The organism is Amycolatopsis sp. NPDC098790 (genome assembly GCF_044759945.1).
Taxonomy (GTDB): Bacteria; Actinomycetota; Actinomycetes; order Mycobacteriales; family Pseudonocardiaceae; genus Amycolatopsis.
In genome coordinates this window covers 1,563,619-1,577,106 of the sequence record NZ_JBIWAI010000002.1, presented here as the reverse complement: position 1 = coordinate 1,577,106, position 13,488 = coordinate 1,563,619, and the positions used below count along the sequence as shown (strand labels likewise).

Annotated in this window: 15 protein-coding genes; 10 read left to right on the top strand and 5 right to left on the bottom strand. The window is 72.5% G+C overall.

The features are described from left to right. Positions 1-27 precede the first annotated feature (27 nt). Positions 28-822 carry a hypothetical protein gene (locus ACIQWX_RS21075; RefSeq protein WP_400873352.1) on the top strand — a complete coding sequence of 265 codons (795 nt, stop codon included), beginning with the start codon at positions 28-30 and terminating at the stop codon, positions 820-822. A gap of 12 nt (positions 823-834) precedes the next feature. Here the strand turns inward: ACIQWX_RS21075 and ACIQWX_RS21070 are convergent, their stop codons facing one another. Then, the gene (locus ACIQWX_RS21070) at positions 835-1,878 is read right to left on the bottom strand and encodes a ferrochelatase (RefSeq protein WP_400873350.1); all 1,044 of its coding nucleotides are present in this window, start codon (positions 1,876-1,878) and stop codon (positions 835-837) included. A gap of 86 nt (positions 1,879-1,964) precedes the next feature. On the opposite strand from ACIQWX_RS21070, the gene ACIQWX_RS21065 reads away from it, so the two are divergent. Continuing rightward, on the top strand, positions 1,965-2,546 hold the full coding sequence (locus tag ACIQWX_RS21065; RefSeq protein ID WP_400873347.1) for a TetR/AcrR family transcriptional regulator: 582 nt from the start codon (positions 1,965-1,967) through the stop codon (positions 2,544-2,546). A gap of 70 nt (positions 2,547-2,616) precedes the next feature. Beyond that, a complete protein-coding gene (locus tag ACIQWX_RS21060) occupies positions 2,617-3,777 on the top strand; it encodes a Cmx/CmrA family chloramphenicol efflux MFS transporter (protein ID WP_400873344.1) in 1,161 nt (386 codons plus the stop codon). A 3-nt stretch (positions 3,778-3,780) separates the two neighbouring features. Here ACIQWX_RS21060 and fabI read toward each other — a convergent pair whose 3' ends face one another. Together fabI and fabG are read right to left on the bottom strand one after the other, a co-directional pair. Next, the gene (gene fabI / locus ACIQWX_RS21055) at positions 3,781-4,548 is read right to left on the bottom strand and encodes an enoyl-ACP reductase FabI (protein WP_086853898.1); all 768 of its coding nucleotides are present in this window, start codon (positions 4,546-4,548) and stop codon (positions 3,781-3,783) included. Between the two features lie 36 nt (positions 4,549-4,584). Continuing rightward, positions 4,585-5,289 carry a 3-oxoacyl-ACP reductase FabG gene (fabG, locus tag ACIQWX_RS21050; protein ID WP_400873342.1) on the bottom strand — a complete coding sequence of 235 codons (705 nt, stop codon included), beginning with the start codon at positions 5,287-5,289 and terminating at the stop codon, positions 4,585-4,587. Between the two features lie 183 nt (positions 5,290-5,472). Between fabG and ACIQWX_RS21045 the strand changes: the two genes are divergently transcribed. The 7 genes from ACIQWX_RS21045 to ACIQWX_RS21015 are packed head-to-tail and all read left to right on the top strand — an operon-like array spanning position 5,473 to position 11,231. Continuing rightward, entirely contained in the window at positions 5,473-6,783 is a 1,311-nt protein-coding gene (locus ACIQWX_RS21045; RefSeq protein ID WP_400873339.1) for an MFS transporter, read from the top strand. Positions 6,784-6,791: 8 nt separating this feature from the next. Then, positions 6,792-7,460 (top strand): response regulator transcription factor, encoded by a 669-nt coding sequence (locus ACIQWX_RS21040; protein WP_400873337.1) that lies wholly within the window; start codon positions 6,792-6,794, stop codon positions 7,458-7,460. 3 nt (positions 7,461-7,463) lie between these two features. Continuing rightward, a complete protein-coding gene (locus ACIQWX_RS21035; protein WP_400873334.1) occupies positions 7,464-8,852 on the top strand; it encodes a sensor histidine kinase in 1,389 nt (462 codons plus the stop codon). After that, the gene (locus ACIQWX_RS21030; protein WP_400873331.1) at positions 8,849-9,793 is read left to right on the top strand and encodes a TAXI family TRAP transporter solute-binding subunit; all 945 of its coding nucleotides are present in this window, start codon (positions 8,849-8,851) and stop codon (positions 9,791-9,793) included. Before ACIQWX_RS21035 ends, ACIQWX_RS21030 begins: the two co-directional genes overlap by 4 nt. Positions 9,794-9,809: 16 nt before the next feature. Further along, the gene (locus ACIQWX_RS21025) at positions 9,810-10,232 is read left to right on the top strand and encodes an acyl-CoA thioesterase (protein WP_400873329.1); all 423 of its coding nucleotides are present in this window, start codon (positions 9,810-9,812) and stop codon (positions 10,230-10,232) included. 4 nt (positions 10,233-10,236) lie between these two features. Further along, entirely contained in the window at positions 10,237-10,698 is a 462-nt protein-coding gene (locus tag ACIQWX_RS21020; RefSeq protein ID WP_400873326.1) for a tRNA (cytidine(34)-2'-O)-methyltransferase, read from the top strand. Positions 10,699-10,721: 23 nt separating this feature from the next. After that, positions 10,722-11,231, top strand: coding sequence for a hypothetical protein (locus tag ACIQWX_RS21015; RefSeq protein WP_400873323.1), 510 nt, complete (start codon positions 10,722-10,724; stop codon positions 11,229-11,231). Positions 11,232-11,559: 328 nt separating this feature from the next. Here ACIQWX_RS21015 and ACIQWX_RS21010 read toward each other — a convergent pair whose 3' ends face one another. Further along, a complete protein-coding gene (locus tag ACIQWX_RS21010; protein WP_400873320.1) occupies positions 11,560-12,540 on the bottom strand; it encodes a VWA domain-containing protein in 981 nt (326 codons plus the stop codon). Beyond that, a complete protein-coding gene (locus ACIQWX_RS21005; protein WP_400873317.1) occupies positions 12,537-13,481 on the bottom strand; it encodes a DUF58 domain-containing protein in 945 nt (314 codons plus the stop codon). The genes ACIQWX_RS21010 and ACIQWX_RS21005 overlap by 4 nt, the downstream gene beginning before the upstream one ends. Positions 13,482-13,488 lie beyond the last annotated feature (7 nt).

Genomic DNA, 13,488 nt, shown 5'->3' with positions numbered 1-13,488 from the left:
CCCGCCGGCCCGGTAAAATAGGGCGTCGTGTGCCGTCCCAGTGCGACTTTCGCCGTCTGGTCCTCAGCGTGGCTCAACGGAGCCGCCGCGTCCGACGATGTGCTCGACGCCCTGCTCGCGTGGGGTGAGGCCCACGACGTGGTGGCGGCCGACGCCGCCGCGGCGGAGGCGTTCGCGCTGCCGCTGGCGTTCAACCGCGCGGCCACCCCGGTCCAGCTCCTGATGGCGTTGCGTTCGCAGGGAGCGAAAAGCATGCAGCTGGTCCTCCCGGTCCCGGGCGACGTCCGCGGGCTCGGTGGCGGCGGCCCGTTCACGGAGGCGGCGCTGCGCGCGGGTGACGCGGTGGTGCTGCCGGAGCTCGGTTCCGGGCTGGTCCCGGAGCCGATCGCCGAGGGGCTCGTCCGGTGGACGGTGTTTTCGCTTTCGCCGACGCCGTTGGAGTACGTCGGGCTGGCCGAAGCCGAGCACGGGCTGACGGACGCGATCCGGAACAGCGCGGGGGCGTTGCAGGCGTTGGACGTGGCATCGGACCGGCCGGGGGTGCGGGCGGAGCTGTCGGCGCACTTGCGGTCGCGGCCGGACGTGGATTGGCCGGCGGGGACGCCGGGGCGGGCGTTGCGGGTGTTGCAGCGGGCGGAGGAGATCGCGGCGATCTTGGCGATCGCGTCGTCGGATGATCCCGGCGGGGCGATTTCGGCTTCGGCGTCGACGTTGCGGGCCCAGGCGTTGCGTCCGCTGTCGGAGGCGGTGCGGACGGCCCGCTGCGCGGCGGTCAACGAGGCGGTGCGGGTGTTCGCGGAGTCCACAGCCCGCGAAGGCTGACGTTCCCAGGCGCTACTGGGCTGGGCGCTTGGCCGGTTCGCAACACCCCACGGCGCACGGCGCGCCATTGACCGTGCACCCCGCCGCCGGGAACGGGGACAGCTTTCGCGGCTCCACCCCGTGCGTGTGCTCGCGCACCAGCTCCACCACCAGCTCCGCGAACCGCGGGTCCGACCCCGCCGTCGCCGCGCGGGCGAACTTCATCCCGTGCTCAGCCGCGCGCTCCGCCGCTTCGTTGTCCAAGTCCCAGATCACCTCGAGGTGGTCCGACACGAACCCGATCGGCGACACGACCACACCCGGGACCCCCGCCTCGTGCAGTGCGTCGATGTGGTCGACGATGTCCGGCTCCAGCCACGGCACCTGCGGCGGCCCCGACCGCGACTGCCAGACGACGTCGTAGGAAGAGATCCCCGCCGCAGCAGCCACCAGGCGCGCCGCCTCGGCGATCTGGCGCGAGTAGCGGTGGCCGCCCTCCGATGGCGGGCCCGAAGCTCGGTCCGCGCTCGACGGGACCGAGTGCGCCGTGAACACCGTGCGGATCCCCTCCGCGTTGCCGAGCGACGCGTGGGCCGCGCGGACGCCGTCCGCCACCGCCGACACGAACAGCGGGTGGTCGAAGAACTGGCGGATCTTCACCAGTTCGGGTGCCCCGGACCCGACCGCCGCGCGGGCGCGCTCGATGTCCTCGTCGTACTGGCGGCACGCCGAGTACCCGCCGTACGCGCTCGTGGGAAACACCAAGATCCGCGAAGCGCCCGACGAAGTCAGCGATGCGAGGGTGTCTTCGACCATCGGGTGCCAGTTGCGGTTGCCGAAGTGGACCGGCAGGTCGATGCCGGCCGCGGCGAGCTGCTTCTCGACCGCCGCCATCGCGTCGCGGTTCAGGCGGTTGATCGGCGAGACCCCGCCGAAGTGCTGGTAGTGCTCGGCGACTTCGAGGAGCCGCTCCCGCGGCACGCCCCGGCCCCTGGTGACGTTCTCGAGGAACGGCATGACGTCGTCAGGCCCTTCCGGGCCGCCGAACGAAAGCCACAGCAACGCGTCGTATCCCACCCCGTCATCTTGCCGATGTGGCGGCCCGCACGCTGACGCGGGCCTGTTGTGTATCGAGCAGTCCAAAACTCTGCTACGCTCGAGACATGGCCAGGCCACGGGAGTTCGACGAGACCGCCGCCGTCGAGAAGGCGATGCACGCCTTCTGGGAACACGGCTACGAAGCGACGTCGACGCAGGACCTCTGCGAAGCCACCGGGCTCGGGCGCAGCAGCGTCTACAACACCTTCACCAGCAAGCGGGCCCTCTTCCAGCGCTCGCTCACGCACTACACCAGCACCCAGCTCGGCAAGCGGCAGGCGATCCTCGACGGCCCGGGCACCGCGGCCGAGCGGCTCGCGGCGGTCTTCGACCACGCCGTCGAGGACGACGTCGACCAACGCCGCCGCGGCTGTCTCGTGGTCAACACCCTCGCCGAACTCGGCCTGCCCGACGACGAAGTCGGCGTGGCACTGCGGGACGACACCGACCGGAACCTGGTCATGTTCGCCGAGTGCGTCCGCGAAGGCATGCTCGACGGCAGCCTCCGGGACGGCCTCGACCCCGCCGACGTGGCGGAGTTCCTGCTCAGCACCACTTCCGGCCTGCGCGTGATGGCCCGCCGGGGCACGAGCCGCGAGAGCATGCACGCCGTCGCGGACCTCGCTTTGGCCGCCATCACGCGCTGAGCGCCGAACCAGCGACAACGAACCACGCCCTGATTTTGGACCGACCGATACACAACGGGAAGGACCCACCATGCCCTTGGCCGTCTTCGTCCTCGGGCTCAGCGTGTTCGCGCTGGGCACGTCCGAGTTCATGATCACCGGCCTGCTCCCCGGCATGGCCGCCGACCTGCACGTGAGCATCCCCGACGCCGGGCTGCTGATCTCGGCGTTCGCCGTCGGCATGGTCGTCGGGGCGCCCCTGCTGGCGATCGGCACGCTCCGGCTCCCCCGCCGCCGGACCCTGCTGACCCTGCTCGGCGTGTTCACCGTCGCGCACGTCGTCGGCGCCCTCGCCGACGGGTACGCCCTGCTCTTCGCGACGCGGGTGATCGCGGCGCTGGCCTGCGCCGGGTTCTGGGCCGTCGCCCTGGCGACGACGATCGCGCTCGTGCCCGTCGAGCGGCGCGGGCGGGCGATGGCGGTGCTGGTCGGCGGGCTGACCGTGGCGAACATCGCCGGGGTGCCCGCCGGCACGTTCCTCGGCCAGCACGCGGGCTGGCGGACGGCGTTCTGGGCGGTCGCGGCGGTGACGCTGCTCGCGATCGTCGGCGTGGCACTGCTGGTGCCCGAGACGACCGGTGGCGCGGTGGGCGTCCGCCGCGAGCTGCGGCTGTACCGCCGGGGCCGGCTCTGGCTCGCGCTCGGCGTGATCGCCTTGTGCCAGGCCATGATCTTCGCGGCGTTCAGCTACCTGGCCCCGCTGCTGACCGAGACCGACGGCCTGCCCGCGGAGTGGGTGCCGGGTGTCCTGGCGCTGTTCGGCGTCGGCGCGCTCATCGGGATCAGCGTCGGCGGCCGGCTGGCCGACCGGCGGCCGTTCGCGACGCTCTACGGCTGCCTCGCTCTCGCGCTGGCCGCGTTGCTCGTGCTCGCCCTGACCACCGACGCGCTGGTCGCCGTCGCGGCCGTGCTCGCCTTCGGCGTGGCCGGGTTCGGCGCCAACCCGGCCCTGAACCTGCGTGCCTTCCAGGCCGCCGGCGACGCGCCGACGCTGGTCGGCGCCAGCACGACCTCGGCGTTCAACGTCGGCAACACGATCGGCCCGTGGCTGGGCGGCGTCGCGATCGACGCCGGGCTCGGCTTCCCGAGCGTGGCCTGGACCGGCCTGCTCCTCGGCGCCGGCACGCTGGCCGCGCTCACGGTCGCGGTCGCCGTCCACCGCGACGACGACCGCGAGCCCGTGACCGTGTGAATCTCACACGCCGAGGAAGTGCACCCCGCCGTCGACCATGATCATCGAACCGGTGGTGGCGGGCAGCCAGTCCGACAGCACCGCGCAGACGCTCTTCGCGACCGGGTCCGGGTCCGTGCTGTCCCAGCCGAGCGGCGCGCGCTCGCCCCAGCCGTCCTCCAGGTCGACGAAGCCCGGGATGGACTTGGCCGCCATCGTCTTCATCGGGCCCGCGCTGACCAGGTTGACGCGGATGCCCTGCGGCCCCAGCTCCTTGGCCAGGTACCGGTTGACCGACTCGAGCCCGGCCTTCGCGACGCCCATCCAGTTGTAGACCGGCCACGCGACGCGCGCGTCGAAGTCCATGCCGACGTAGGACGCGCCGCGCCCCATCAGCGGCAGGCACGCCTTCGCCAGCGACATGTACGAGTACGTCGAGATCTCGATCGCGGTCTTGACGTCCTCGGCCGGCGCGTCCAGGAACGGCGCGCCGAGGCAGGTCTGCGGGGCGAAGCCGATCGAGTGCAGCACGCCGTCGAGGCCGTCGACGTGTTCGCGGACCTTGTCGGCGAGGCCGTCGAGGTGCTCCTGGTTGGTGACGTCCAGCTCGATCACGGGCGCCTCTTCGGGGAGCCGCTTCGCGATGCGCTCGACGAGCGACATGCGGCCGAAGCCGGTCAGCACCACCTTCGCGCCCTCCTGCTGCGCGATCTTGGCCGCGTGGAAGGCGAGCGAGGCGTCGGTGATGATGCCGGTGATCAGCAGGCGCTTGCCTTCGAGCAGTCCGGGCACTTGTCCTCCAAGTCTTGGTGCGGGTAAGGGGAAAGCTCAGTGGCCGATGCCGAGGCCGCCGTCGATCGGCAGCACCGCGCCGTTGACGTAGCCGGCTTCCTCGGAGGCCAGGTAGCGCACCGCGGCGGCGATCTCCGACGGCTCGGCGTACCGGCCGGAGGGCACCTGCGCGAGGATCTCCTTCTTGCGCGCCTCGGGCAGCTCGTCGGTCATGTCGGTGTGCACGAAGCCGGGGGCGATGACGTTCGAGGTGATGTTGCGGGAGCCGAGCTCGCGCGCCAGCGAACGCGCGAAGCCGACCAGGCCGGCCTTCGACGCCGCGTAGTTGGCCTGGCCCGCCGAGCCGGAGAGGCCGACCACCGAGGAGATGAAGACGAACCGGCCCCACTTGCCGCGCAGCATGCCGCGGGAAGCCCGCTTCGCGACGCGGAAGGCGCCGGTGAGGTTCGCGTTGAGGACGCGCTCGAACTGCTCGTCGCTCATCCGCATCAGCAGCGTGTCGTCGGTCAGCCCGGCGTTGGACACCAGCACCTCGACCGGGCCCTGGTGCTCCTCGACGAGCTTGAACGCGGCGTCGACCTGCTCGGTGTCGGTGACGTCCGCCCGGACCCCGAAGAGACCCTCGGGCGCGCCCGAGCCACGGTGCGTGACGGCGACCCGGTGACCCTGCTCCGCCAGGTCCCGGGCGATCGCCAGACCGATGCCCCGGTTGCCCCCGGTGACCAGAACCGACCGTCCCACAGTGTTCTCCCTCTTCGTCGACGTGCGCTGTGCCGGGCACGAGGTTATCGGCAGCTCCGCCGGGCCGCGCACCCGCGCCCGGCGGCGTCCGCGACCGCCCTAAGCGGGTGTTAGGAACTGCCTCCCGACCTTGCTGGTTACCCGCTGGTTGGTCACCGTGAGTCGCAACACAGGAGGTCGACGATGACAACCCGGATCAGCGGGCCCGCCGAGGGCGCCGTCAGCGAGAAACGCGTTATCGGCAACGTGCTCCGCGGCTCGATCGGCAACTTGGTCGAGTGGTACGACTGGTACGCCTACGCCGCGTTCACCACGTACTTCGCCAAGTCGTTCTTCCCGACGACCGACACGACGGCGGCGTTCCTCGGCACCGCCGCCGTGTTCGCGGTCGGGTTCCTCATGCGCCCGCTCGGCGGCTGGATGCTCGGCCGGTTCGCCGACCGCTTCGGCCGGCGCAGCGCACTGGTGCTTTCGGTCACGCTGATGGCGGGCGGCTCGCTGCTCATCGCCGTGACGCCGAGCTACCACACGATCGGGCTGGCCGCGCCGATCCTCCTGCTGGTCGCCCGGCTGATCCAGGGGCTGTCCGTCGGCGGCGAGTACTCCACCTCGGCGACGTACCTGTCCGAAGTGGCCACTCCCGGCAAGCGCGGCTTCTACTCGAGTTTCCAGTACGTGACGCTCTACGGCGGTCAGCTCCTGGCGCTGGGTCTCCAGCTGATCCTCCAGGGCCTGCTCACCGAACAGCAGCTGACGTCGTGGGGCTGGCGGATCGCGTTCGGCGTCGGCACGGTCGCCGCGCTCAGCGTCATGTGGCTGCGCCGCGGCATGGACGAGTCCGAGAGCTACACACGCGAAGCCGAAACCACCAGCGGCGAACGCGGCACGCTGCGCGCGCTGGCCAAGTACCCCAAGGAGATCGCGCTCGTCGTCGGCCTGACCCTCGGCGGCACGGTGGCCTTCTACACCTTCGCCACCTACAGCCAGAAGTTCCTCGAGAACACCGCCCACATCCCGCGGCGCACGGTCACGATCATCCTGTTCTCGGCGATCCTGCTCGCGGCGATCCTGCAGCCGCTGGCCGGGAAGCTGTCCGACCGGATCGGCCGCCGCCCGCTGCTGCTGTTCTTCGGCATCGCCGGCACGCTGCTCACCGTGCCGATCATGACGGTGATGGGCTCGACCCGGAACCCGGTCGGGGCGTTCTTCCTCGTCCTCGCGGGGCTCGTCGTCGTGGCGGGCTACACATCGATCAACGCGATCGTGAAGGCCGAGCTGTTCCCGACGAAGATCCGCGCCATCGGCGTCGGGCTGCCCTACGCGCTGACCGTCGCGATCTTCGGCGGCACCGCGGAGCTGATCGCGCAGGCGCTGAAGAGCGCCGGGCACGAGTCGGTGTTCTTCTGGTACGTCGCGGGCTGCGTCCTGGTTTCCCTGGTCGTCTACGGCACAATGCGGGAAACCTCGAAGACCTCCGAGCTGGAAGAGCGCTGACGAAGGGGATGGCCGTGCGCGTGCTCCTCGTCGAAGACGACGCCGGGGTCGCCGGCGCGCTCGCCGAGTCGCTGCACGCGCGCGGTCACCCCGTCACCAGCGTCGGCCGCGGCGCCGACGCCCTGCACCGCCACCGCGACGCCGATCTCGTCCTGCTCGACCTCGGCCTGCCCGACCTCGACGGCCTGGACGTCCTGCGGAAGATCCGCGCGGTGTCGCCGGTGCCGGTCATCGTCCTGACCGCCCGCGGCGACGAACGCTCGGTGGTCCGTGGCCTGCGCCTCGGCGCGGACGACTACCTGACGAAACCGGTGCGGCTGGCCGAGCTGCTGGCCCGGATGGACGCCGTCGTGCGCCGGGCGGTGGCCCGCACCACCCCGGCCGGTGACGTCGTGCGCATCGAGGACGTCGAGATCGACCTCGGTGCCCGCCGGGTGCTCGTCGCCGGGTACGACATCGGGCTCACCACCAAGGAGTTCGAGATCCTGGCCGTGCTCGCCGCCCGCCCGGGCACCGCGGTGAGCCGCCAGCAGCTGATGGACGAGGTCTGGGGCGACGCGTACCTCGCCGTCTCGCGCTCGCTCGACGTCCACCTGACCGGGCTGCGCGCGAAGCTGGACCGGCCGGGCCTGCTCACCACCATCCGCGGCTTCGGCTACCGGCTCGGCCGGGACTGACCCGTGCGCACCCGGCTGCTGGTCGTGCTGGTCGCCCTCGCGCTCGCCGTGGTCGCCGCGTTCGCCGTGCCGCTGCTGGCGTCCACCGCCGAGCAGCGCACCCAGCAGCTGGTCATCTCCCGCACCGCCGACGTCGACCGGTTCGTCGTGCTCGCCCAGCAGGCCGTCGACACCCGCGACCCGGCGGCACTCGTGGCCGACGCCGCCCGCTACACCGAGCTGTACGGCGAAGGGGTCGTCATCGTCGACGCGCGCCGCGCGCCGCTGGTCCAGGCCGGCGGGCTGACCGCGGCCGACCCGGCGGTCCACGCGCTGGTGGAAGCGACCATGCGCAACGAACCCGCGCCGCAGGTCGGCCGGCTCGGCCCGTGGTCGGCCGAGCCGGCGTACTTCGCGCGCCCGGTCGGCACCGGCACCCGCGTGTCCGGCGTGGTCGTGCTCCGGGCGTCGGTGACGGCGGCGGCCGCGGACGTCGCCACCCGCTGGGGCACCATCGGGGCCGGCGCGCTGCTCGTCGCGGTCGTGTTCGTGCTCCTCGCCGTCGTGCTGGCCCGCTGGATGGTCCGGCCGCTGCACGAGCTGGAGACCGGCGTCCTCGCCGTCGCCGCCGGGCACCGCGCGCACGTCCCGGAACGCGCCGGGCCGCGTGAACTGCGGGTGCTGGCCGGCGAGGTCAACCGGATGTCCGAGGCGGTGCTCGAAGCGGCCGACCAGCAGCACCGGCTCGTCGCCGACGCCTCCCACCAGCTGCGCAACCCCATGGCGGCCCTGCGGCTGCGCGTCGACTCCCTGGACGCGCAGGTGACCGGCGACAACGCCACCTACCGGGCGACGGTGGCCGAGGTGGAACGCCTGGAGAAGCTGCTCGACGGGCTGCTGGCGTTGGCGCTGGCCGAGAGCACGGCGACGCGGGTCGCGGCCGGGGGCGCGGACGAGTCGTGCGACCTCGCCTCCGTGCTGGCCGAGCGCGTCGACGCCTGGCGCCCGTCCGCCGACGACGCCGGATCGACGATCGTGCCGCCGCCGGGCCACGACGAGCCGGTCACCGTCCGCTGCCCCGAGGGAGAACTCGCGCAGATCCTCGATGTGCTGCTGGACAACGCCATCCACTACGCGGGCACCGGCGCGAAGATCACCACAGACTGGGAAAGCGGCGCCTCGACCGCCACGCTGGTCGTCGCCGACGACGGACCCGGACTGTCCACTGAGGACCGGGCGCGGGCCACCGAACGGTTCTGGCGCGCGGGCGGCGAAGGCGCGCCCCGAGGAACGGGACTGGGGCTGGCCATCGCGCAGCAGCAGGTGCGCACCCGGGGCGGCGTCCTCGAACTGCGTCAAGCACTCCCCCACGGCCTCGAAGCCCGCGTCACCTTGCCCCTGGCGGCACCATGACCCTCACCCGGCGCACCGCCCTCCTCGGCGGCCTCGGTCTGGCCTTGGCCGGCTGCTCGACGTCCGGCTACGGCGGTCCCGAACGGACGGTCACGATCGCGGCCGGCGAGCGCGGCGGCTTCTACCTCGCCTTCGCCGAGCTGCTCGCCGCCGAGCTGAGCCGCGCCGAACCGCGGCTGCACGCCACGGCCGTGCCGACCGAGGCGAGCGTCGCCAACGTCGACCTCGTCCGCCGCGGGCAGGCCGACCTCGGGCTCGTGCTCGCGGACGTCGCCCAGACCGCGCTGACCGGCGGCGCGCCCTTCACCGGCAAGGTGCCGCTGCTCGCGCTCGGCCGCGTCTACGAGAACTACCTGCAGCTCGTGGTCCGCGCGGACGGCCCGGTGCGCCGGCTCGCCGACCTGACCGGCCGTCCGGTGTCGCTCGGCGCGGGCGGCTCCGGCGCGGCCCAGCTCGGCGAGCGCCTCTTCGCCAAGGCCGGCATCGCCGTCGACGTCCGGCACCTGCTCTTCGACGACGCCGTCCGCGCGCTGGCCGGCCGCCGGATCGACGCCATGCTGTGGTCCGGCGGGGTGCCGACGCCCAAGCTCGCCGACCTCACCCGTACGACCCCGATCGCCCTGCTTCCCCTGGATGCGGTGGTGCCCGCGCTGCGCGCGGCGTACGGGCCGGTCTACGACCAGGTCCAGGTGCCCGACGGCGCCTACCGCGGCGTCGGCGCGCTGGGCACCATCGGCGTCGCGAACCTGCTGGTGTGCTCCCCCGCGCTGCCTGACGACGTCGCCGCGGCCGTCGTCCGGCTGCTCGTCGAGCGGGCGACGGACCTGGTGCCCGCCGAAGCCGTCGGGACGCAGTTCCTCGACGTGCGGACGTTGATCGGCACGCAGCCGGTCCCGCTGCAGCCGGGCGCGGCGGCCGCGTACCGGGCGCTGCACGGCTGAGCGCTAGATTGGGCCGGTGACCGAACCCCGCCGCCCCGCCGCCCGGATGCCGCTGCGCGTGCGCTACCACGAGTGCGACGGCCAGGGCATCGTCTTCAACGCCCACTACCTGGCCTATGTGGACATGTGCAGCTTCGAGGCGGAGAAGGCGCTCTTCGGTTCGCACGAGGAGTTCCTGGCCCACCGCACGGACGTCGTCGTGGCGGAGGCGAACCTGAAGTTCCGCGCCCCGGCCCGCTACGACGACGAACTGGTCGTTTCGCAGTACCTGAACCACCTCGGCACGACGTCGCTGATCTTCGACTTCGAGATCCACCGCGGCTCGGAGGTGATCGCGGTGGCGAACGTCCGGTACGTGTTCATCGACCCGGCGACCCTGCGTCCGGCAGCGCCGCCCGACGCGGTCCGCAAGGCCTACGCGGCCCTGCTCGGGGACTGAGCCCGTGTTCCGCGTTCTCTTCTACCAGCCGGAAATCCCGCCGAACACGGGCAACGCGATCCGCCTCGTCGCGAACACGGGGTGCGAGCTGCACCTGGTCGAGCCGCTCGGGTTCACGTTGGAGGACAAGCAGTTGCGCCGCGCGGGGCTTGATTACCACGACCTGGCGCGGGTGCACGTCCACGCGTCGCTGGCCGCGGCCTGGGAAGTGTTGCTGCCGGCCAAGGTCTACGCGTTCAGCGCCTCGGCGACGCGGTTGTACACCGACGTCGCGTACGGGCCTGGCGATGTGCTGATGTTCGGGCCGGAGTCGGTCGGGTTGCCGGCGTCGGTGCAGGATGCGCCGGAGGTGACCGACCGCGTGCGGCTGCCGATGGTGCCGACGAGCCGGTCGCTGAACCTGGCCAACACGGCGGCTGTCACGGTGTACGAAGCCTGGCGGCAGAACGGCTTCGCGGGCGCGTGAGCACCGTCCGGTAGGTTCGCCGGATGCGACAGCAGTTCCTGGGGGCGCTCATCGGCGCCGCGTTCGGCACCGTGTTCGTCCTGGTCAACTCCGGCTCGCCGGTTCCCTCCGCGATCGGCTGGGTGCTGCGCGCCCTCGCCGTGCTCGCGCTGGCGGCGGTGGTGGTCCTCGGCGTGCGCGCCGGCGGGCGGCCCACCCTCGACGGGCGGCCGATGTTCGGGCCGAGCTACCGGGTGATCGTCATCGGCGAGGTCGTGCTGCTGATCGCCGGGTTCTTCGTGCTGAGCCTGCTCGACGCGCCGGTGCAGGCGAACGTCGCGTGGATCGCCACCATCGTCGGACTGCACTTCGTCGCGCTCGCGTCGGCGTGGAAGACCCGGTCGATCCTGGTGGTCGGCGTGGTCCTGACGGTGCTCGGCGTCGTCGGCCTCGCCCTGCTGGGCAGCGCCGCGGCGTGGGTGCCGTTCGTCAGCGGGGTGCTCTCCGGGGTGACCCTGCTCGGCGGAAGCCTCTACGGCGTCCGCCGAGCCTGAGCGAGGGGCCCGGGCCAAATATCGACCTCGCACCGCGTCAGCTGGAAGCTCAGGTGACCGGCAAGTCCAACGCAAAGGGGGACTCCAGCCGACCCGGGCGCATGCGGCGCGGAAATCAGGCCGCGATGGCTGCTCGTCGGTGCCGCTCTGCGCGATCTGGAGGAGATGTCGCGAATCGGGCAGGACGACCGCGGTCCGTCACTCCGCTCGGCGCGGCCGAAGACCCCTTCGCTGCGGAAGCCGGTGGCCTGGACGCGAGCCGGCCCGAGAGCGCGTGGCCCGGTGACCCTGCTCGGCGGAAGCCTCTACGGCGTCCGCCGAGCCTGAGTCACGGCAGTCTCTGGCCCCAGAACAGGCTGGCCGCCGCGCCGAGCATGAGGAACAGCGTGCCCACGACCACCCACGGCTTGCTCGCGTCGGCGTCCTTCAGCTCGTAGCCGATCTGCTCGCCGAGGTCCGCGTAGACCTTCTTCAGCTCCTCGGCGCTGGCCGCCTTGTAGAACTCGCCGCCCGACAGGCGGGCGATCTCGCGCAGCGACTCGTCGTCCACGCTCACCGGCTGGGCCTTGCCGTCGATGTCGACCGACCCGTGCGTCGTGCCGAACGAGATCGACGAGATCGGTACACCGGCCTGCTTCGCCGCCTGCGCCGCCGTGTAGCCGCCGCGGGCCGCGTACAAGTCCTCGGGCACCGTCTGCTTGCCGTCGGACATCAGCACGATCCGGGCCGGCGGCGGTCCGTCGGCGCCGCCCACGACACTGGAGAAGCTCTCCACCGACTGCAGGGCGGCGAAGATGCCTTCGCCGGTCGCCGTCGACTGGGCCAGCTTGAGGTTCTCGATCGCCTTGATCACGCCGTTGCGGTCGGTGGTCGGGTTGACCAGCACGGTCGCCGTGCCCGCGAACGAAATCAGGCCCAGGTTGATCCCCGGGGTCATGTTCTGCGCGAACTGCGTCGCCGCGTCCTGGGCCGCCTTCAGCCGCGTCGGCGCGACGTCGGTGGCCTCCATCGACAGCGACACGTCGATCACCAGCATCACGGTCGCCCGGTTGCGCGGCACCTTCTGCTCGGCGGTCGGCCCGGCCAGCGCGACGGTGAGGATCAGCAGCGACAACACGATCAGCACCGCAGGCAGGTGCCGCACCCAGCCCTGGCTCTTCGGCGCGACCTTCTCCAGCAGCGCCAGGTTCGCGAACCGCATGGTCCGCTTCCGCCGCGCCCGCTGCGCCAGGACGTACCCGATCGCGACCGCCGCGACGGCGATCAGCAGCAGGAACCACCAAGGAGCGGTGAAGCCCGTCAAGCTCACGCCACACCCCCGGACCAGCGGCGCTTGCGGGCGACGACGAACCGCACCATGTCGGCGATCCAGTCGGCGTCCGTGCGCAGCGTCAGGTGCGCCGCACCCGCGCGCCGCAAGCCGGCCGCCACCTGCTGGCGGTGGGCGTGGGCCGCGGCCCCGAACTCCTTGCGCAGCAAGGCCGACGCATGCACTTCGCGCTGCTTCCCTGTCTCCGGGTCGGCCAGCACGACGGTGCCCACCTCGGGCAGGTCGACGTCGCGCGGGTCGAGGACTTCGATCGCGATCAGTTCGTGGCGCCCGCCCAGTGCCCGCAGCGGCCGTTCCCAGGAGGTGTCGCCCAGGAAGTCGGAGATCACCACGGCCAGGCCACGCCGCCGCGGTGGCCGACGCAACGCCTCAAGGGCCTGCGCGAAGTCGCCGCGGGTGCCCTCGGCGGCTCGCGGGGTTTCGGCCAGCTTCCGCACCAGGCCGCGGGCGTGCGCGAGGCCGCCGCGCGCCGGGATGCGGGCCGTGTCGGCGCCGGTGGAGACCAGCGCGCCGATCCGGTTGCCGCCGCCCCCGGTCAGGTGCGCGACCGCCGCGACCGCGCAGACCACCAGGTCGCGCTTCTCGCACAGCGCGGTCCCGAAGTCGAGGCTCGCCGACAGGTCCGCGACCACCCAGGTCTCCAGCTCGCGGTCGGCCACGGTCTCGCGGATGTGCGGGGTCGTGGTGCGGGCGGTGACCGCCCAGTCCATCCGGCGGACGTCGTCGCCGGGCTGGTACGGGCGCGCCTCACCGGGCTCGGACCCCGGCCCCGGCACCAGGCCGAGGTGGTTGCCCTGCAGCAGCCCGTCGAGCCGGCGGCGGACGTCGAGCTCCAGCGTCCGGAGCCCGGCTTCCATCCGGTCGCCCCGCAGCACCGGGGGCGCCCACGAAGGGCGTTCGCCCTTCTCGTTCTTCGCCATCGCCGGG